Annotated in this window: 14 protein-coding genes; 4 read left to right on the top strand and 10 right to left on the bottom strand. The window is 52.0% G+C overall.

Annotated features, from left to right (window positions below; genetic code table 11):
- Window positions 1–25: 25 nt before the first annotated feature.
- From BN2762_RS12830 to BN2762_RS12810, 5 genes are all read right to left on the bottom strand, one after another.
- Window positions 26–1,609, bottom strand: a complete 1,584-nt coding sequence (locus tag BN2762_RS12830) for a glycoside hydrolase family 43 protein (protein ID WP_230202512.1) — start codon at window positions 1,607–1,609, stop codon at window positions 26–28.
- A gap of 79 nt (window positions 1,610–1,688) precedes the next feature.
- Window positions 1,689–3,056, bottom strand: a complete 1,368-nt coding sequence (locus tag BN2762_RS12825; protein ID WP_055109999.1) for a glycoside hydrolase family 28 protein — start codon at window positions 3,054–3,056, stop codon at window positions 1,689–1,691.
- Window positions 3,057–3,078: 22 nt separating this feature from the next.
- The gene (locus BN2762_RS12820) at window positions 3,079–4,215 is read right to left on the bottom strand and encodes a glycoside hydrolase family 88/105 protein (RefSeq protein WP_055107358.1); all 1,137 of its coding nucleotides are present in this window, start codon (window positions 4,213–4,215) and stop codon (window positions 3,079–3,081) included.
- A 104-nt stretch (window positions 4,216–4,319) separates the two neighbouring features.
- Entirely contained in the window at window positions 4,320–5,834 is a 1,515-nt protein-coding gene (locus BN2762_RS12815; protein ID WP_055107357.1) for an extracellular solute-binding protein, read from the bottom strand.
- 100 nt (window positions 5,835–5,934) lie between these two features.
- The gene (locus BN2762_RS12810; RefSeq protein ID WP_222861079.1) at window positions 5,935–6,840 is read right to left on the bottom strand and encodes an ABC transporter permease; all 906 of its coding nucleotides are present in this window, start codon (window positions 6,838–6,840) and stop codon (window positions 5,935–5,937) included.
- Between the two features lie 404 nt (window positions 6,841–7,244).
- Between BN2762_RS12810 and BN2762_RS12805 the strand changes: the two genes are divergently transcribed.
- Window positions 7,245–8,129: a carbohydrate ABC transporter permease gene (locus tag BN2762_RS12805; RefSeq protein WP_055107356.1), complete on the top strand. Its 885-nt coding sequence runs from the start codon at window positions 7,245–7,247 to the stop codon at window positions 8,127–8,129.
- A gap of 104 nt (window positions 8,130–8,233) precedes the next feature.
- Here BN2762_RS12805 and BN2762_RS12800 read toward each other — a convergent pair whose 3' ends face one another.
- The gene (locus BN2762_RS12800) at window positions 8,234–10,477 is read right to left on the bottom strand and encodes a helix-turn-helix domain-containing protein (RefSeq protein WP_055107355.1); all 2,244 of its coding nucleotides are present in this window, start codon (window positions 10,475–10,477) and stop codon (window positions 8,234–8,236) included.
- 319 nt (window positions 10,478–10,796) lie between these two features.
- Between BN2762_RS12800 and BN2762_RS12795 the strand changes: the two genes are divergently transcribed.
- Window positions 10,797–11,699 carry an ArsR/SmtB family transcription factor gene (locus tag BN2762_RS12795; protein ID WP_055107354.1) on the top strand — a complete coding sequence of 301 codons (903 nt, stop codon included), beginning with the start codon at window positions 10,797–10,799 and terminating at the stop codon, window positions 11,697–11,699.
- 85 nt (window positions 11,700–11,784) lie between these two features.
- Here the strand turns inward: BN2762_RS12795 and BN2762_RS12790 are convergent, their stop codons facing one another.
- Both BN2762_RS12790 and BN2762_RS12785 read right to left on the bottom strand, forming a co-directional pair.
- Complete coding sequence (locus BN2762_RS12790) at window positions 11,785–12,072, bottom strand: DUF6171 family protein (RefSeq protein ID WP_055107353.1); 288 nt, start codon at window positions 12,070–12,072, stop codon at window positions 11,785–11,787.
- A gap of 3 nt (window positions 12,073–12,075) precedes the next feature.
- Window positions 12,076–13,572, bottom strand: coding sequence for an alpha-N-arabinofuranosidase (locus tag BN2762_RS12785; protein WP_055107352.1), 1,497 nt, complete (start codon window positions 13,570–13,572; stop codon window positions 12,076–12,078).
- A gap of 579 nt (window positions 13,573–14,151) precedes the next feature.
- On the opposite strand from BN2762_RS12785, the gene BN2762_RS26915 reads away from it, so the two are divergent.
- On the top strand, window positions 14,152–14,397 hold the full coding sequence (locus BN2762_RS26915) for a hypothetical protein (protein WP_148499937.1): 246 nt from the start codon (window positions 14,152–14,154) through the stop codon (window positions 14,395–14,397).
- 540 nt (window positions 14,398–14,937) lie between these two features.
- On the opposite strand, the gene BN2762_RS12780 is transcribed toward BN2762_RS26915, so the two are convergent.
- Window positions 14,938–17,229, bottom strand: coding sequence for a glycoside hydrolase family 127 protein (locus BN2762_RS12780; RefSeq protein WP_055107351.1), 2,292 nt, complete (start codon window positions 17,227–17,229; stop codon window positions 14,938–14,940).
- Window positions 17,230–17,473: 244 nt separating this feature from the next.
- Between BN2762_RS12780 and BN2762_RS12775 the strand changes: the two genes are divergently transcribed.
- Window positions 17,474–18,331, top strand: coding sequence for an AraC family transcriptional regulator (locus BN2762_RS12775; RefSeq protein ID WP_055107350.1), 858 nt, complete (start codon window positions 17,474–17,476; stop codon window positions 18,329–18,331).
- A gap of 84 nt (window positions 18,332–18,415) precedes the next feature.
- Here the strand turns inward: BN2762_RS12775 and rnjA are convergent, their stop codons facing one another.
- A complete protein-coding gene (rnjA, locus tag BN2762_RS12770) occupies window positions 18,416–20,140 on the bottom strand; it encodes a ribonuclease J1 (protein ID WP_055107349.1) in 1,725 nt (574 codons plus the stop codon).
- Window positions 20,141–20,227 lie beyond the last annotated feature (87 nt).

The following is a 20,227-nucleotide window of genomic DNA, read 5'->3' as shown; positions in this document are numbered from 1 at the left end:
CACAGACTGCCGTAATATCGGCGGTCTATTCGTCCCGGCCCACATACCGGAAATAATGAAAATCGGCATAACTGCCTTTAAACTGATTCATATCGTGGGCGGCGATGCCGATGAAATTACCGGTAAATCCACCGGACAAGAAGCTGATGTTCTGCGGCTGGCCGACCGGCTGCCATTCCGCCTGCTCAGCCGCTCGGTAATAGAACTGCCCGCTCACTCCGGATACGTCAACCGCCAGCCGTACCAGCCCTTCCTTCAGATCGATGATGACTGGCTCGAGGGTGAACTCATCCCGTACACAACGCAGCAGCCTCAGCACTCTTCCCCGCCCCGCCTCATGGCTGATGAAGGCATACCAGTAATTATCCTCATTCAAATACAGCATCAGCCCTGCCATCTGCAAGTACATCTCCGGCTCATAATCGAGAGCCGTTTCCGCACGGAAGGATTTATCCGTTTGCCGGATCGCCACGATATGATGGTTGAACAAGCTCTGAGCTGATTCGCCTCCATGAATTCTTAGGCAGCCTGCGCGCTCGGACAACGAGCACCAGCCTTTTTCCGGCAGAATGCGAAGGGTATTCCAGCGCGGGTGCAGCTGCGGGCCTTGGAAATCATCGGCAAAATCAGTCCTGGTCGCTCCTTGAAGAGCCGCTCCCTGGGGCAGAGGCACCTCGGTTAGCGGCGTATTGCCGCCGGCGGTCAAGCGGAGCCAGCCCTCCTCATCCCAATACACCCGCTGCAGCGCTGTTTCTCGCCCGAGAATCGCATACTGGCCTTCCAGCGGACGGGTGCACAGATGAGCCATGTACCACTCGCCTTCGGGCGTCTCCACCAGGCTGCCGTGACCGGCGCATTGCAGCTCTGCTTCCGGCTTGCCGCTGGAGGTCAGCATCGGGTTAAGCGGATCGACTTCGTACGGCCCGAGCAGTTCCTTGGAACGCGCGACAGTCACCGCATGGCCGCTGCCTGTGCCTCCTTCCGCAGTAATGAGGTAGTAGTAGCCGTTACGCTTATAAATATGCGGGGCTTCCGTCTTTTTCAGCGGGGTGCAGTCAAATAGCTTCCGCGGCGCTCCGATCAGCCTCTGCTGCTTCGGATCATACTCTTGAATGACGATGCCGCTCGATTTATTGCCCTCTGTGATGCGATAATCCCACAGGGCGTTCAACAGCCATTTGCGGCCGTCGTCATCATGAAACAGAGACGGATCGAAGCCGCTGCTGTTCAGGTAAATGGGCTCTGACCACGGGCCATGTATGGACGATGCGGTGATTAAATAATTGTGGCAGTCCTTGAAGGGCCGCTTGGTGCTCTTGACATCCGTATACATAAGGTAGAATAATCCGTCATGGTAGCTGAGCTGCGGTGCCCAAATGCTGCAGTTCTTCGGATTCCCCTGCAGCCGGACCTGATCTGTCAAAATATCTGTGCAATGCTCCCATTCGGCCAGGTTGGCCGATTCGTATACCCTGACGCCCGGCAGCCATTCGAACGAGGAGACGGCAATATAATACTTGTTCTCGGCCCGTACGATGCAAGGGTCCGGGTTGAAGCCCGGCAGCACCGGGTTTCGGATGACTTTGGTGGTTCTCTTATCCGTAATCAAGATGGCTTCCCTCCATACAACCTTTTTTGTATAACAATCATGGTCTAACCCCAACCTTTCACCAAAGCCTTATTTCAGGTCAATCTCCGGTGCCTCCCAAGCTCTCCTCGGGAGGCAAGGTGACCTGCTCCAGCAGCTGCTCCGCTTGCTTCGTATTCCGGGATTCGCAATTCTCCACAGTGACCCGTTCGCCATTCTCAATGTAAAAGGCAGGGCCTTGATGGTTCTCCACGGTGACGTTCCGGAAGCGGATATCCCTTACGTTCCCAAGGAAGAAGCCCCGATTGCTCATATCCTCGATGCCGGCCATCATCGCCGGCTGTCCAGGCACAGCATTCTCAGCCATTGATATATCGATCTGATCGAAGGTGACCTCTGCCACATACTGCTCAGCCAGCCCATACAGGAACCCGGCGGCGGCATGCACTCTTCGCGCGGTAATGTTGGCGAAATGAATCCGGCGGAAGCAAGGCGTCTCCTCCGTAACCGGATACGGATGCTTGTCCCATACGTATTTGTCTTTGCCCCGCGGCCCGCAAAAGTAATACAGATTCAGGATGAACGGGCAAATGACGTCCTCCATAACGATATTGCTCACCCGGATATCCTCGGCGACTCCGCCCCGTCCGCGCCTGGATTTCAGGCGAATGCCGCGGTCGGTTTGCTTGAACACGCAATTCGAAATGACGACATTCCGCACGCCGCCGCTCATTTCGCTGCCGATCACAACACCTCCGTGCCCATGGATCATTGTGCAGTTGGTAATCGTGATGTTCTCACAGGGGACGCGTGCTTCCGTGTCCTCAGTCCCCGCCTTAATGGCAATGCAGTCATCCCCTACGTCTATTTGGCAGTTGCTGATGCGGACGTTCGTGCAGGACTCCGGATCGATGCCGTCCGTATTCGGCGAATCTGCGGGATTGAAGATCGACAGATTATCGATCGTCACGTCACTGCAGCAGACCGGATGGACCGTCCAGCTCGGTGAATTGGCCAGTGACACATCCCTGATCGTCACCCGGCGGCAGCCGTCGAAGCTGATGAGCTTCGGGCGAGGATAAGCAAGCTCTTCCCTGTGATGCCTATGCTTCTCCCACCATGCCTGCCCGTTTCCCTCCAGCCTTCCCGAACCGGTCACGGAGACATTCTCCAACCCCTGCCCATAGATGCACGAGGCATATACCTCCTGCTCAACCCCTTCCCAGCGGGACATCACCACCGGATAATCCTCCGGGTTATCGCTGAAAGAGAGCGTCGCTCCCGGGCTGACATGAAGCTCGATATGGCTCTTCATGATAATTGCCCCCGTGCGGTAATGGCCCGGCGGGATGACGACCGTGCCTCCCCCCGCCTCTTCTGCAGCGGCGATGGCTGCCACGATCGCTTTTGTCGACAGCTCGGAGCTGTTTTTGCGCGCACCATAATCATCTATGTTAAAAATAAGCATACCCTCTGTCTCCTTCGTCAGATTATCGATGCGCCGCGCGCCCTTCAACCTCCAAATACTCGTACTCCGTACAGGCCAGCAGAAAGGCGCCAAGCCCCTTCTGATCATTCGTAATGATCGGCTCGCTGATATAATACGCATAGGTGCCGTCCCGGCGGTCTTCGCCGCCCAAGCCGGCTACCTGGCAGGTCTTGTTCAGATTGACCCAGCCCTCCTTTGTCTCCAGCACAAATTCCGAAATCAGGCCGGCGTAGGCATGATCCAGCGAACTGATCCATTCGGAGCCAAGCAGGCCGAGACGGAGGCCTTTGGCTATGGCATACGTGATCATGCTGGAGGCGGAAGCCTCCAAATAATTTCCTTTGCGGCCCCCAGCATCGACGATTTGATACCAGACGCCGGAATCAGCATCCTGATAGTTCCGCAGCGCCTTTAGCGTATCTATCAAAATACGCTGCAGCTCCTGGAAATCAGAATGCTCTGGCGGCAGCATTTCGAGAACATCCACGAGCGCCATGACGAACCAGCCGAGCGATCTTCCCCAGAAATTCGGCGACTGCCCCGTCTGCGGACTGCACCAGGGCTGCACGCGCTTCTCATCCCAGGCGTGATAGAGCAGCCCCGTTGCCTCGTCCTTCGTATGCCGTTCACAGAGAATGAATTGCTTGGTAACGTCACTGAGGTCGCCCTCCTGCTCAAAGCTCAGCAAATATTCCAAATAAAAGGGAGCGCCCATGTACAGTCCATCCAGCCAAATCTGGTAAGGATAAATCCGCTTATGCCAAAAAGCCCCCTCCGACGTGCGCGGATGCGTCTTCAACTGCTCCCGGAGCAATGCCACAGCGCGCTTGTATTTATCCTCGCCGGTCTCCTTATACAGGACGAACAGCAGCTTGCCGTTATTCAGGTGGTCGATGTTATGCTCATCCTGCCGGTAGCCCTTCACCGAGCCGTTCTCTTGAATGAAGTAATCCATATTATCGCGGATATACCGGAAATATTTATCTTCCCCGGTCATCTTCCACAACCGTTCAAATCCCTTTAGAATCACCCCGTAATCATAGGACCATTTCCCGTTATAGCCCCGGCTCTCGTACAGCCTCGGCGTCCGTTCCATGATGGAATCCGCGGTTCGCACCGCCCAATGCCTCTTTGTCATGCCGATCACCCTCCCGGTTGAAAAATAGACCGTTCCGCCGCAGATCACAGCTGCGGACGGAACAGCCGCTTGTTCATGGCCGCGTATGCTGTAAAGCGGCCAGTCTACTTGCCATACACTGCTTTATAGGCAGCTTCGTACTCGGCGATGATTTTATCGCCTCCCGATTTTCTCCAGTTCTGTACGGCTTGCTGAAATCCGTTCAGGTCAGTCTTGCCGAGAATATATTTATACGTGGCATCCGTAATGATCTTCTGCAGCTCGGAGCCCTGCTCCGAATTCGTCGGCGACTCCAGGGAATACATCGGATTAAGCACCGCAAAGCTTGTATTCTCCTCGATCAGCCGGTTGGCTTCTTGTTTCAGCGGATCCGAGTCATGAATGACAAAGCCGTTCTCCTTCGGGCGGGACCCGGCAAATGGCTGTACTTCCTGCTGCCAAAGGCTTGTGTCCTTGATCGTCACGGCGTTGTCCTCGTCGATCGTATAATGGACTCCTTCAATGCCGTAAGTCATCAGCGCATATACTTCCTCCGACATCAAATCGTTGACGAATTTCAGCACGCGCTTCAATTCCTCTTCATCCTTCACTTCCGATTTCGGGAAGGCGAGCAAGCCCCCGACGCCGTTGGACGTCGACCAGATCGCTCTGTCGCTCTCATTGCCGGTAGACGTAATGTCGTTGATCATCACTAGCTCCATATCGTCCTGAATGCCCTTGGCCAAATTAAGCAGGTTTTTGCTGTCGAAGAGAGCACCTACGTAAATCCCCGCTTTGCCTTGCGCGAAGTTCTGCTGCTGATCCGTCTTCGCCGTAACGGCAAAATCCTGATTGATATAGCCGTTGTCATACAGCTCTTTCATGTAATCCATCGTCTTGATGTAGCCTTCCGACTCGAATTCCGGCGTAACTTTGCCATCCTCGCTGACGCTCCAGACACTTGGTGTGCCGAAGTAGGAGCTGAGCGTCTTGAATGCCCCGAAGACGAGATCGCTGCGATCCATGAATCCAGTCGTATCCTTGACGCCGTTTCCATCCGGGTCCTGCTCCGTGAACGCTTTGGCCACCTGCATCAATTCATCCGTCGTTTTCGGTACTGGCAGACCGAGCTTATCCAGCCAATCCTTCCGGACGATGACCCCGTTTCTAGCGACCTGCTTCTGCAGCGGTACTCCATACAGCTTGCCCTCGATGGACGCCGATCTGCGCATATCCTGTGAGATTGCTGCAAGATTCGGATGTTCGTCCAGATAAGGAGCGACATCCCAAAATACGCCAGCTTTCAATGCGTTGCGGACCGATGAGTTGTCCAGCATCGTTAGGGTAACGATATCCGCCAGGGAGCCGGAAGCGAGCGAAGTGTTAAGGCGCTCCTCTTTAGAGGCGTCCGGAATCCAGGAGAACTTGATGTCGGTATTCGTTGCCTCTTCGATTTTGCTCAGCACGGTATCCGTCGGCGGCGATGGCGTCTGCAGAATATTCAGCCAGCTGATCGATGCCCTTCCGTCGGCGCTGGGGCTCCCGGCTGGATGGGAGCCTGATTTTGTTCCCCCGCATGCGCTGAGCAGCAGGCTGCAGCACAGCGTAAGCGCTGCCAATTTTGCGATTTTCCGTTTCATGTACTCTACCCCTTTTTTATGATTTTCTGCATGGAATTGATTTATCTTCCTCTTCCGTTTAGGGCCGGAAGCAAGAATTCGCTTGAAATCCGAAATCCGGTTAATAAACCCCGTCTTCGCCGAATTTCTTGGCCAGCTTGTTCGCGATAATGACCAGGATTAATCCGACGACGCCCTTGAACAGGCCTACCGTAGTACTGAAGCTGAGCTGTCCGTTCTTCAAGCCGGCGGTAAAAATATACGTATCGAATATTTCCCCGACCTCCCGGTTCAGCGAGTTGAGGAGCAAATACATATGCTCGAAGCCAAGTTCAAGCGTATTGCCGATTTTGAGGATCAGCAGGGTAATGATCACCGGGCGAATGGCAGGCAGTGTAACGTGCCATGTTTTTCGCAGTCGGCTGGCTCCGTCCATTTCGGCCGCTTCATACAGCTGCGGGTCAACAACCGTAATCGCTGCCAAATAGATGATGGTGGACCACCCGGCTTCCTTCCATATAATCTGCAGGATGTACATCGGTCGAAGCCATTCCGTGGATGTCAGGAAGCTGATCTTGCTCCCTCCGAATGCGGCGATGATCTCGTTAATGACACCCCCGTCCACATTGAGAAAAACATATGTGATCGAAACGATGATGACCCAGGACATGAAGTGAGGGATGTATACCATCGTCTGGATCGAATTTCTGAACATTCTATGCCTCACTTCATTCAGCATCAGCGCAAGAATAATGGGAAGCGGAAAGAAAATGACGACTTCAAGCGCAAACAGGATCAGCGTATTGCGCAGCAGCATAACAAAGGTGGGTTCGGTAAATAAACGTACAAAATGCTTGAATCCGACCCATGGACTTCCCTGGATGCCCAAGTACGGCTGATAATCCTGAAAGGATATAATCAGGCCCCCCATCGGAAAATACTTGAAAATGACGTAGTACACGAATCCCGGGAGAATCATCAAATATAACAGTTTGTTTCTGCTTAAGCTTTTAAAATGCCGAAGCATTTCGGTCCTCCTGTGCCCGATTCCCTTCTGCGGTTTGCCTTGCAACGGGATAGCTGAGGAATCTGCTTCCTTCACCGGCTGTCGACCTCCTTGATCAGTTAACATGTGTTCGAGCCAAGCATATCCGCTAATCGTCATTCCGTATATAATCATTAGCTATCATCGGCCCGGGAACCCCTTAAGCATCAGGCAAATTGTAGCTGGTGATCAGCATTCATGCTCAGGATACCCTGCGAATTGTAGCTGGTGATCATTAGTGGAGATAAGGATTATTTCCTTGCTCCGATGCATAAACGTGTGCCGTTCATCCGCCGCAAAGGTCATAGAACATGATTATATACGGAATATTTGCGGCTTGTTATGGTGGATATGAGACTACTATTCAAGGAGGATTTCATACTGCCATGTCCAAATCTGCACTTAAGAAGCCATCGCTGGGAAGCCTGATCTTCAACGTTGTCAACTATGGGCTTCTGCTCCTGTTCGCACTCGCGTGTCTCCTGCCGTTCGTGAATGTCGTGGCCAGCTCCTTCGCCTCGACGCAGGAAATCGTCTCGAAGAAGTTTGTCCTGTTTCCGACGACCTTCTCGCTGGACGCTTACCGGTTCATCTTCTCGACGCCGACGATCTTCAGAGGGCTCGGCGTATCAATCGGCACCACGCTGGCAGGCACGGCCGTCAGCATGATGCTGACCGCCCTGATGGCATACGGCTTATCCCGCAGATATTTATCCGGTAGAAATATCATTAATTTTATTATCGTATTCTCGATGCTGTTCAGCGGCGGAATGATTCCGACCTTCCTTGTCGTCAAGGCGGCAGGCCTGATTGACTCCTACTGGTCGCTGATCATCCCGACAGCGATTAACGCCTTTAACTTGATCATTATGAGGAACTTCTTTCAGGCTCTGCCGGATAGCCTGGAGGAATCGGCCAAAATCGATGGCGCCAACGATTTTCGCATCCTGTGGAGAATCATGCTGCCCCTGGCCCTTCCTTCGATCGCGACCCTCTCGTTGTTCTACGGAGTCAATTACTGGAACACGTACATGAATGCGATCCTGTACCTTAACGATTCCGAGAAATGGCCGCTGCAGGTGCTGCTTCGCCAAATCGTCATCGTGTCCAGCGGCATGGAAGGCGATAATTCCGCAGTAGACATCGTTCCTCCCGCCCAGACGATCAAAATGGCGGTTATCGTCGTCGCTACCGTTCCGATGCTGGTCGCCTATCCGTTCGTGCAGAAGCATTTCACAAAGGGCGCCCTGCTCGGGGCGGTTAAGGGCTAGGGCTTGGATTTTGGGTTACGCGATGCTTCAAATTAAAGAAGTTCTGGTTCCCCGCATGCCTCATGCGAACCAGAACTTCTTCTTTGTGTTTAGCGTCTCGCTGCTCAGCGCTCCAACTTCATTTTGCGGTATGCTCCCGGCGTGACATGCTCCTTCTTGCGGAAGGAGCGGATGAAGTTTTGAGAATTTTGGTAGCACAGCCTCTCCGCAATGTCCTTGATCGTCATGTCGGTATCCACCAGCCACTTCTTGGCGACTTCCAGCCGGTAATGCATTAGATATTCGCTGAACGTAGTTCCGTACTCCTTGCGGAATATGCTGCTTAAATAATTAGGGCTGTAATGCAGCCGTTCGCTGATTGACTCTAGCGACAGCTCCTGATCGTATTCGGAGCGGATCATCGCGGCGATCTTATCCGCAATCGACCGGAATTGCTGGCTGGCCTTCTCCTTGACGCTCCTGACCATCGGATAGATGACTTCGTGAACAAGGATGCGTTCGATCTCTTCAGGATTCCGCGTATCCAGCAGCCGGTGGTACAGATTGAAGTTGCTCTGCGTAAGCAGCACCTCAACGCCGATAAGCTGCTCCAGCTGAATCAGATTGTTAACGAACCGGATCAGCGTAACTTCAAGATTCATCGGATTCAGACTATGCTTCATCATATCGGCCAGCAGCGGATACAAAGAGCGAGACACCTCCTGCTCGTCTCCCAGGCGTATGGCGTCGAACAGCCGTGCCTCCAGCTCGGTCGGATAATGCAGCAAGATAGGCCCCGATATGCCCGTAGAAATATCCTCATAAAAGATAATCGACTCCTTGCCAAGATTCAGCCGCTGATACAGCGCCTCCAGGCTCATCTCGCAAGCCTCTCTGCTGCTCAGCACATCCTCGTAGGGCGCGCTAATGCCTATGCTGACGGAAGACTCCAAATACTCCCGGGCAGACCGGATAATTATCTTGGCATACTGCAGGATCTGCTTCCGCATTTCCTCGGCGCTCCCTTTCTCGAAGAGAAGCACCGTCGCCTGCGTCCGTTCATTAAGCACGACAGGCAGCATTCTGCCCGGCTGTGGAACGATGTCCTGCACGAGGTTATTCACCGCCAGGAGCAGCACATCCTTGTCTGACGGCTGCCCGTCGCCATAGCTGTCCAGCTGAATCAACAGCGTGACGAAGAGCGTGCTGTCCGTAACCGGGTAACCGAACCGCTCCAGCCCTTTCTCCGCTTCCTCCCGGGTTAGCCGATTCTGAAGCAGATTGAGCACAAACTGCGTCTCCAGCTTGGGCTTCTCCAGCTCGATCAGTCGCTCCAGGCTCTCTTTCTCGGATACGATGGAATCGATCGACCGGATAATCCAGTCCACTTCGTCCCTCAGCATCGGCTCCGGGCTCTTGGCCAGGCTGCTTTGAATCTTCCGGTAGGGCCGGGTCAAATACACCGACAGTACATATGCCAGCATAACCATCAGCAGCATGATCACGATGCCCATAACAATAAGGCCGTAACGCGTGGTGGCAAGCGCATTGCTCACCTCTTTCTGATCGAGCAGCGTCACATAGGTCCAATTGTTATAGTCAGATTTAGCATATAGAGCAATAACGGAGCCTCCCGCCTTGCCTGCGACCGTCACTTTGCCCGTCTGCGCCCCGCCTTCAGCCTGCTCGCTGATGAGCCGAAGCTGCTGCGGAGAGAGCATTTCGGATGCCGTCTTGGCAGCGTAGAGCAGTTCGCCCTCTTTATTCAGAATATAGACGGAAGTATCCGGCTTCGTCTGCAGTGTATGATTCAGCGTCTGCAGGGAAATGTCCGATAGAGCTACCGCCTGCTTGTCTTTCGAATACACGGGAAGCGTATGGATGAAGCGGATGCCGTCATCCGTCTTGACCCAGTACAGTCCCTTGCTTGCTTTGTCGATGTACTCCTCGTACAGCTCCTCCCGCTCCTCGGTGGAGAGCTGGGACAGCGAGCCATTTGAAATTCTCCAGTTCTGCTTGAGACTGATCAAGGAATACTGAACCCCTTCCAGCCCCATCGTAGCGATATAATTCAGCTGGGTATTCAATTCCCGGTAAGCTTCGAAATCCCGCTCCGTCAGCGGGCTGTCGATCACATCGTGAAAAGACTTCGTCGTGCTATATGTAAAGAAAGCGTATTCAATCGTTTGGATCTTCTGTTCCAGTGTGTTGCGAATTTGCGTAATCAAGCTTTGGTGGCTCTCCCCGACGCGGTCTGCGACCGAACGGGTGGTAGATATATATATGTAGCTGCCAAAACCAATAACGAGTCCGATACTGAGGACAAGAATAGGAATGAACACGTTGTAGAACGTCTTGCTCTTTCTCATTGCTTTGCTCCTTAAGCCTATATTGATCAAGCAGCTGGCTGCTTCCCGCATCGTCGGATAAATACTATTATAGCGCTTACAATCTAATCGGAACATAGGGATTTTTATCGATCCCGCAAACTAACCCCTACCATACAACCCATACAGTTCCATACAGCCCCTTCAGCCAAAAAGCAAAGACATTCCAGCAATTACGGGAGCAGCCGTCTTTCCTAATCGGGCCGTATCTATTACAATGGAACTAGATCACTTTAAATAATATATCACTTAATCACATAACATATATATAAACTAAATGTGGGTGGAGGCTAATTTTCGAATGAAGCTAAATCTTACGGAGCAATCGCTGCCTGTATATGAGGCATTATCCAGCCAGGTTCGGCTGAGTATCATGAACCTGTTGGCCGAGCGGGCGATGAATATTAAGGAGCTGGCAGAAGCCCTCGGGTTAAGCAGTGCTATTATGACGATGCACGTTCGCAAGCTTGAAGCCGCAGGGCTGGTCTCCAGCGAAATGGCTCCCGGGCGGAACGGGCTGCAGAAAATCTGTTCACTTGCCGTGGAGAGCATTGAAATCATTATTCCACGCAAAGGGGAGAAGGCGCAAAAATGCCATCGCACGGAAATTCCGGTCGGGCATTATTCGGACTTCATGATCGAGCCGACATGCGGCCTTGCTACGGTCGAGCATATTATCGGCAGCTTTGACGATCCAAGGCATTTCTGGGATCAGGAACGGATTAACGCGGGGGTTCTCTGGTTCGGCAAAGGATTTATCGAATACAAGATCCCTAATTTCCTATTGTCGAGCCAGCAGCCCCAAGAGCTTGTGATTACGATGGAAATCGCCTCAGAGGCGCCTAGCACGAACAACAATTGGCCATCGGATATCACGTTCAGCCTGAACGGAGTCAAGCTGGGCCATTGGACGAGCCCGGGCGACTATGGGGACAGCCGGGGGAAATATACGCCGAGCTGGTGGCATAACCAGACCAATCAATACGGCCTGCTGAAAAAACTACGCATCAATCACGAAGGTACGTTTATGGACGGATTGAAGTTGTCCGGCGTGACCCTGAATGATGTTCATATCCTGGAAAAGCAGTGGACATTCAAGCTCTCCGTCGAGGACGATGCCGAGCATGTCGGCGGTTTAACGCTGTTCGGCAAAGGCTTCGGCAATTATAACGAGCATTTGATCTTTGAGCTGTATTACAGCTGATACGATTCTTTGGGGGCTTTTTATTTTTCCCCTAAGATATGAGAAGAAGCCCGGATATTCCGGGCTTCTTCTTGCTTTCCAGCTCTCAGCTTGCGCTTGTCTTCTCCACATAAGCATTCCATTTGCGCTGCCCCGGCAGCGGGCATTCCCTCTCCTTCAGCTTGGCCACGACGGGGATGATGCAGCCGCAGGCGAGACAGGTTGTTCCGCCCTGCAGCTTGGGGCAGGCGCGGCACAGCTCCAGCCGCTGAGCATAAATTTCATCCGGAACGCACCGTTCCGGCGCAAAGGCGGGGGAGGCCAGAATTCGCTGAATCTGCTCCTCCGTCACCTTATACTCTTCCCGGCAGCCTTTACAGGATGACGCTGTCATCGCTTAAGCCTTAGGCGACAATGCCAATACGGTAACGGACATCGGCGGCAGCTCGGCCGTCACCCGTCCTCCCTCTACCGTAAAGCCATGAAATGCCTGCGGCGCTACTGTATCCGGGGCATCGAACGTATTGTGAGCATCTATCGTGTCCGCAGCAAGCACCGTCCCCGTCACCTCCATGGACTGTCCGTCCCAGCCGCGTACGTCCAGCGGAACAACCGCCTTCTCGGCATGGTTCGTATTGCACAGGCTGATATGGACTACTCCGTCGGCATTAATCGAAGCGGAACCGGTGACAGCCGGAATTTCCCGCCCGTCGTAGCTGTATGTTCCCCCGTCCAGCTCGAGCTCGATCCGTTCAGCATCCTGATGCACCTTGAACATATCAAACACATGGTAGGTCGGCGTAAGCACCATTTTCTCCCCTTCGGTCAGGATGACCGACTGGAGCACGTTTACCGTCTGGGCGATATTTGCCATGCGAACGCGTTCGTTATGTTTATGGAAAATATTGAACGTCAAGCCGGCTACTAACGCATCACGAATCGAATTTTGCTGATACAGGAAGCCCGGATTCGTGCCCGGCTCAACATTGTACCAGGTTCCCCATTCGTCGACGATCAGCCCTACGCGCTTCTCGGGATCGTACTTATCCATAATGACGCTATGCTTCGTAATAAGCTCATCCATCCGCAGCGCCTTCTCCAGTGTCGTGAACCACTCGCTCGTATCAAAGCCCGTAGCTGGTCCTTTATCCTCCCAGGTATCCCCCGGCACCGTATAGTAGTGTAGAGTGAGAGAGTCCATAAACCGCGAAGCCTCCCGCATCAGAACCTCCGTCCAGTTATAGTCGTCTACGTTTGGCCCGCAGGCGATACGGTGGATTTTATTATCGTCATAGTTACGGACGTAGGTCTGATAACGTCGATAGAGATCCGCATAGTATTCCGGGCGCATATTTCCGCCGCAGCCCCAGTTCTCATTGCCGACGCCGAAGTAGGCTACCTTCCACGGTTCCTTGCGGCCATTAGCCTGACGCAGCTCGGACATCGGCGATACGCCGCCGAACGTCAGATACTCCACCCATTCAGACATTTCTTGAACAGTACCGCTCCCCACATTTCCGTTAATGTACGGCTCGCAGCCGAGCATATCGCACAGCATCATGAATTCATGAGTGCCGAAATGGTTGTTCTCGACCACACCGCCCCAATGCGTGTTAATCATTCTTTTGCGTTCTTCCCGCGGGCCAATGCCGTCCTTCCAATGATATTCATCGGCAAAACAGCCGCCCGGCCAGCGAAGCACCGGAATGTTAATCTGCTTAAGCGCTTGCACGACATCGTTTCTAATCCCGTTCGTATTCGGAATCGGGGAATCCTCGCCAACCCAAATCCCTTCATAAATGCAACGGCCCAAATGCTCGGAAAAATGACCGTAAATATTGCGGTTAATAGTGCCTCTGCGGAGGTCAATGTTAAGAACTGCCCGGTTTGCCATAAAAACAACCGCCTTTCAATTAATAATTATATTAATCAATTAATACTTACACTAACATTATAGGCCTATTCCCAATCGTTCGTCAACTGATCACGCTATGCTAAAAGGTAACCTAGCAGGTTAAGGTCAGGTAACCTAATGACCATGATATGATGACGTTCAAGTAACCTAAATAATCATGATATGACGACGATAGGCAACCTAAATGATCACGATAGGATGACGTTCAGATAAATAGATGGTTATTATCAGGTAACCAGATGCTCTCATGACCAAGTAAGGTAACCAGATGTATTTCATGCAGCTAGTTCATCGATTTTGGCCGTGTTAGAGGTGGCTAACTGCAAAACCTACATTTAGTTTTAAGCTTTTTGGACGAATTCGCTTCATTCTAGTAAACTGACTGCATGTTTTACATCTAGCGCATGTAAGCTTGATAAAAGAGGCTTAACTAGCTGTATAAAATACATTCCGCTTTTAAATGATCAATGAATGGTTACTTGAGCCTCTGGAAGGCGAGCCCTTCATTCTGAGTGATTTATTCGGTGATATGTGCGAGTCCTTGGACATACTGCAGAGTTGGGATATATTGCAGAGTTAGGACATATTACAGAGTTGGGATATATTGCAGAGTTAGGACATATTACAGAGTTAGGACATATTGCAGAGTTAGGACATATTGCAGAGTTAGGACATATTGCAGAGTTAGGACATATTGCAGAGTTAGGACATATTGCAGAGTTGAGATATATTACAGAGTTAGGACATATTACAGAGTCGGGACATATTGCAATAGGAGAATCCCATTCAAAACAGCAAATATGAAGGCAAGCATTAGGTCATTTCCAAGTATTTATCGTGAGAGATCTTTTTAATACAGTGGAGTATATGACATGAAAGAGGCTTATCCCCCGCCGTACGAAATAAAACCGCGATTCGTTGGCTGAAGATGGGAACATGGACTTTTACAAATTCAGTGGACGCATGGCCGTTTGTACTTTTAGTGAGACAGAACTCCATACTTAAGGAGCCGAGATGTTTAAAAAAAGTAATATGACCTTCTCAGTCCATAATTTTGATTCTAACTGCTAGAAGTCCAGTTAATTGTACCTCCCCGTCTGATTCCCCTAATTTAGCACAACAAATACAGATAGTTTAGTTCGACAAACACAGATAGTTTAGCAACAAATGCTAACAGTCAAAATGCTTAATTATTTCCCTACTTAAGCCGGGTTATCGAATCGCTTTAACCTCGCTTAATTCAGGTTGTTACTCTCCGTTTATTGTCATTCTCACCCTATAAAAAAGCGACTTTAGGGCCGAGCTATCTCAGCTCCCTAAAATCGCCTAAAGCCTAACTATTATTCATCGTACGACTGGTCTCATCGTGCGAAGCACGCCGTAGATTCCGTTCAAGCCGCCTTCCGGCACGAACTTGAATTCAATTTCCCGCAGCCCCTGAAGAAGCTCGGACGGGATCAGATATTGCTTCGTGAAAAACTCCCGTTTGCGCTCCGGCGGCATCCTCTCGCAGACCAGCAGCGTGCCGTTAGCATATATTTTCATGACCCGGTTATGGTTGATGGAGAAATACGTGACCTGGAGCAAATTGTCCGCTTCCGGATCAATAGCCAGTTTATAGCTGAACCAGCCGCCCCCCGCATGCGCTAACCGTCCGTTGAGGCCGTCCCAAGCGCCTCCGAAGGTCTCCTCTCCCTTAATTCCATGCTCCAGCTCATATTGATCGTTGCCGACCTGCACGCTATCGAGGGTAGCCTCTTTGATGAGCTTCTCCTGCCGTGCCCGCTCCAGGTGCTGCTTCAATTCCTCCGAATCCTCAGCCACGATGTTCCAGTAGATGCCGTATCGTTCGCGATGCTGTCTGTAATGCGGCGTAAATACCAACCGCTCATCTTCATCCGTGTTCCGAAGCTCGAATGCGAGGTCCTCCCCCCGCTTTATCAGATGGTGCTCGATATCGATCAGCCATTGCTCCGGTGTCATACCCTTAGGAATAATGAAGTCCTTAACGAGCATCTTACGCGTAGGCACGCTCACCATGATGCCGGTAGCCGCCTGCGTCATATCCTCCGTCCCCAGAGCTGCGCTAAGCACAACGGGCCCATACTGGAAGCCAACGACATTCTGGTTGTCCGGCAGCCTGGAGATGAACACCTTCATCGGCAGTACCAGCATCAGCACATCGCCATGCCTCCATTCCCGGTCAATGACGATATACTGCTCCTCGGATTTCCACGGTATGGCTTCTCCGTTGACTTTCACCTCAATCTGGCCGGCGGTCCAGTAGGGAATGCGAAGATATAGATCAAACGGCCGGCTGCGCCCATCCCCAATCTCGACCGTCAATGCAACCTCATTCGATTCGGGGATCGCCGAGCGCTGCGTAAGCTTCACTCCCTGCTCGGTCCAATTCAATTCGGAGCTGATGTATTGATTGATGTATAGCATGTTCCCTGCGTGAAAATAAATGCTGTCATTCAGCTTCGTAAAGCTCTCCATCCCCGTGCCGGTACAGCACCAGAAATGCTCGAAAGGAGAGCTGTATATTTTGAAATATCCGGTCGCCATCGGCTGAAAGTACATCGTCATTCCCGTCTCCGGATTTTGCGAGGACAAAATCGCATTGATGTAATTTCGCTCGTAGAAATCGCTATATTTGACATTCCGAGTTAGCTTGAACAGCTCGCGCGTCAGCTTGAGCATATTGTAGCTATTGCAGGTCTCGCAGGTAATATCGGAACGCTTGCTGTTCAGGATGTCCGGCTCGCCAAAATGCTCCGATTCGCTATTCCCGCCAGTAATATAGCTGTGGTGATACACCACCATGTCCCAGAAGTTCTGCGCCGCCTCCAGATAGAAGCGTTCGCTCTCTCCCAGCACCAAATAGCGTTTTAACGCACCAAGAAACTTAGGGATCGTCGTGTTGGCATGCTTGCCCTGCAGAATATCCCGGCCCTGCTGGATCGCTTCAAATAGCGGAAGCTCATCGAATTTATGGGCTGCCTCCAGATGCCTCTCTTCTCCGGAAATTTTATAGAGATCGTACAAGCAATCGTTCATGCCCCCGTATTCCACCGCAAGCACAACAGCCTGAAGCTCTTCATCCCAGCGGGATGTCCGAGAAGCCACCCAGTCTCCCAGTTTGACTACCGTATCGTAAGCGACCCTTGAACCCGTACCATGATATACCGAGATCAGTCCGGCAATAATTTTGTGCATGGTGTACCAAGGCACCCAGGCCGGCTGACGCTGCTCGATGTTGTCGATCAACTGCTCCGGAAACGCTGACAGATAGCCGCTCTCGAATTGACATTCCGCCAGCTCGGAAATCATGTATTCCAGCTTCTGCAGCAGGGCAGCGTTCCGCGTGTTCTCATACGCCTGCGAACATGCCGTCAGGAAATGTCCCAGCGTATGCCCGCGGATCTCAGTATCCTCCCAGCCGGGATATTTCTGCGCCTTCGGCTTCAGTCCCCGGTTCTCCCGAAATCCGGCCAGCAGCCGGTCCACGTCATAGCTATGCAAATACTGCAGCTCTTTGGCGAAGGCATTGACATGATAATCCCCGGTCAACCCGACCTGATCCAATCGAAAATCCTGCAGCGCACTATTCCGTGCGGTTGTCTCTATCCTCATTCTTATCCCTCTTTTTTCTTCATTTAACGACTACCTCCAGATTAACGTTAGAAGATTTCCGGGGAAATAGTGAAACGTTCGAATCAGTGTAAAAAGGTTAGATCATTATTCCTGATATAGGAATCGTTTATCAGAAATGATATCGTTTAAGTAGAATGAAACCACGATTTAATCGCCCGTTTCTGCTTGGAGCTGTCTAACATCGTGTGTTAAAAGGTCAGAATTAACAAAAGGAGGGCCGTGTATGATGGGCTATCGTTTTAACGTAAACCAGCCGCTGCATATGACGATGACGGGCAAATTCGCTTCCCCGTCGCCAGATTGGGTGCATCTGAGCAGAGTGCTGATGGACTACGAATTGTTCGTGCAGACCAAGGGCGTCTTATATATCGCGGATGGCGAGGAGCAATTCGCGCTGGAAGAGGGAGATTTTCTGCTGATGCCTCCGCGCGCCAGGCAGCATGGATACCGCTCCTCCGACTGCAGCTTCTATTGGCTGCATTTTATCCCGTCCGATAGCGGAGCCGACGTCCAGGCTGTCCCAGCGGCCGAGCATGAACACCAAACTGGAAGCATTGTCATTCCTCGCAGAGGAACGCTGCGGAGCGCAGACAAGATTCTCGTTCTGATGAAGCAGCTGCAGGATGCGGTCCGCAATTACCGGGAGCAGACGCTGAGCAATTATATGACGACAACGATTCTCTGCGAGCTGTACAACCAGTTGTTCCGGCAGGAAATCAGCCCGAATCGCGAGCTGAAGCAGCAGCAGCTCTATAACGATATCGTCGACTATATTCAGTGGCATCGTTATGAGCCGTTAAAGGTATCCCAAATCGCCGATCATTTCGGCTATAACGTGAAATATTTGTCGCACCTGTTCTCCACCATCGCCGGGGTACCGTTGAAGCAATATATTTTACAGCAAAAAATCGAAGCCGCATCGTTCCTGCTTACGGATACGAATCAAACGATCCACGAAATTGCCATGCAGCTCAGCTATCATGACAGCCACCATTTCATGAAGTCATTCAAGCAAATGACCGGCCTGACCCCGACGGAGTACCGTAACGCTTATGCGAACCGGCTGTTGTTTTATGAATGAGAGGCAGAATTCATTAGACAACATTCACAAATTTGATCCCAACGACAAACAGAGCCCTCCCGGAGGGAAGACTCTGTTTGTAAACTAAACCTCCAAAATAGAAGGCATGATATGCGGTGCGCGGCCTACTTCTTTCATAAAAAATCTGCGCATGATCCGGTGCGTCGAACGAACCCAATCGGAGCGATTGTACTCCTGGCGTTCTCCCTGCTTCGACAGGTTCCGCTTCAGCGTCATCTCTGCCCGCCGCAGCAGCGGACGGGCATCCTGCATATAGACGAAGCCGCGGGTCACAATATCCGGTCCAGCAAGAATCTGGCCCGTCTCCGCGTCAATCGTCATAACGACGATGACGATTCCCTCTCTCGCCAGCTCGCCCCGTTCCTCTACAAGCTCATCCTCATAAGTCCTCATCTCGCCGTTGCTGATGAAGACATCCCCGGACGGAATCGAACGCCCCTTCTTGGCGCGATTGCGGTAGATGGACAGCGTATCCCCGACGTTCATCACGAAGATGCGGTCCTCCGAAAGCCCCGTCTGCATCGCAAGCTTGCGATGAGCAAGCAGCATGCGGTATTCCCCGTGAATCGGGATGAAATACTTCGGACGAATCATGCTGAGCATCAGCTTCAAATCCTCACGGTTGCCGTGGCCGGAGGTATGAATATCGATAATGGAGCCGTAAATAACATTGGCGCCTGCCCGCATCAGCATATCGATGCTCCGGTTAATATTCTGCTCATTGCCCGGAATCGGGGAAGAAGAGAAAATGACGGAGTCTCCCGGATAAATCTGTACGGAACGATGCGCCCCGGAAGCGATCCGGCTCAGCGCCGCGTTCGGCTCTCCCTGGCTGCCCGTGCAGACGATCAGAACCCGGTTATCCTCATAGCGGTCAATATGCTTCACATCGATCAGCATTCCATCGGGCACGCGGATGTATCCAAGCTCCTGTCCGATCGTAAATACCTTCTCCATGCTCCGGCCGATCACGGCGATTTTGCGGTCGCACTGCATCGCAGCTTCCACCACCTGCTGCAGACGGTGCACATTGGATGCAAACGTTGCGAACAGAATCCGTCCCTCGCATTGCCGGAACGATTCGAGTATTGCATTCCCAACCTTGCGTTCGGACGGGGTAAAGCCCTCGCGTTCGCTATTCGTGCTGTCTGCCAGCAGCGCTAGAACACCCTCGCCTCCGACGCTGGCCATCTTGGACAGATCAGCCGGCTTGTCCTCCGGCGTGAAATCGAATTTAAAATCCCCGGTATGTACAACCGGACCATAAGGCGTGTCCACGACGATGCCAAAAGCGTCGGGGATACTGTGAGTTGTTCTGAAGAAATGGACGGCAAGATGCTGAAACTGATACCGGTCATCCTCATGGAATACATGCAGCTCGGCTTGTCCGAGCAGGCGGTATTCCTCCAGCTTGGCCCGAACCAGGCCAATCGTCAGCGGTCCGCCGTAAATCGGAACCTGGAGCTGCCGGAGCAGGAACGGAATGGCCCCGATATGGTCCTCGTGCCCATGCGTAATGAACAGGCCTTTGATTTTATGCTTGTTAGCGATTAAATAACTCATATCTGGAATGATATAATCGATTCCGGATAGGCGCGAGTCCGGAAATTTCAAACCCGCATCAATGACTATAATTTCATTCTTGTACTCCACGGCGTACATATTTTTACCGATTTCTCCAAGACCGCCAAGCGCGAAAATACGAACCGGCGGGGGGGATGATTTAGGACGGCGCTGCGTTTTCGCCGGCTTTGCAGCCTTTACATTTTTGCTTGCTTCTTCATTCATTATGTGCATAATTCCTCTCTTGCAAAATACCGGTCACCCAAGGGGCCGGGCTTTGTGATAATATTTGTATGGCTCTCTATGTTCGGA

The sequence above is a fragment of the Paenibacillus ihumii genome (assembly GCF_001403875.1).
In the GTDB taxonomy this organism is placed as follows: domain Bacteria; phylum Bacillota; class Bacilli; order Paenibacillales; family Paenibacillaceae; genus Fontibacillus; species Fontibacillus ihumii.
Note: the sequence above shows the minus strand (reverse complement) of the source record. Positions and strands in the feature narration are given on the sequence as shown.

What these genes read in the sequence shown, in the direction of transcription:
- BN2762_RS12800 (WP_055107355.1), bottom strand. Translation starts at nt 10,477, where the DNA reads ATGAGAAAGAGCAAGACGTTCTACAACGTGTTCATTCCTATTCTTGTC.
- BN2762_RS12815 (WP_055107357.1), bottom strand. Translation starts at nt 5,834, where the DNA reads ATGAAACGGAAAATCGCAAAATTGGCAGCGCTTACGCTGTGCTGCAGC.
- BN2762_RS12790 (WP_055107353.1), bottom strand. Translation starts at nt 12,072, where the DNA reads ATGACAGCGTCATCCTGTAAAGGCTGCCGGGAAGAGTATAAGGTGACG.
- BN2762_RS12820 (WP_055107358.1), bottom strand. Translation starts at nt 4,215, where the DNA reads ATGACAAAGAGGCATTGGGCGGTGCGAACCGCGGATTCCATCATGGAA.
- BN2762_RS12785 (WP_055107352.1), bottom strand. Translation starts at nt 13,572, where the DNA reads ATGGCAAACCGGGCAGTTCTTAACATTGACCTCCGCAGAGGCACTATT.
- rnjA (WP_055107349.1), bottom strand. Translation starts at nt 20,140, where the DNA reads ATGAATGAAGAAGCAAGCAAAAATGTAAAGGCTGCAAAGCCGGCGAAA.
- BN2762_RS12805 (WP_055107356.1), top strand. Translation starts at nt 7,245, where the DNA reads ATGTCCAAATCTGCACTTAAGAAGCCATCGCTGGGAAGCCTGATCTTC.
- BN2762_RS12795 (WP_055107354.1), top strand. Translation starts at nt 10,797, where the DNA reads ATGAAGCTAAATCTTACGGAGCAATCGCTGCCTGTATATGAGGCATTA.
- BN2762_RS12775 (WP_055107350.1), top strand. Translation starts at nt 17,474, where the DNA reads ATGATGGGCTATCGTTTTAACGTAAACCAGCCGCTGCATATGACGATG.
- BN2762_RS12780 (WP_055107351.1), bottom strand. Translation starts at nt 17,229, where the DNA reads ATGAGGATAGAGACAACCGCACGGAATAGTGCGCTGCAGGATTTTCGA.
- BN2762_RS12825 (WP_055109999.1), bottom strand. Translation starts at nt 3,056, where the DNA reads ATGCTTATTTTTAACATAGATGATTATGGTGCGCGCAAAAACAGCTCC.
- BN2762_RS12810 (WP_222861079.1), bottom strand. Translation starts at nt 6,840, where the DNA reads ATGCTTCGGCATTTTAAAAGCTTAAGCAGAAACAAACTGTTATATTTG.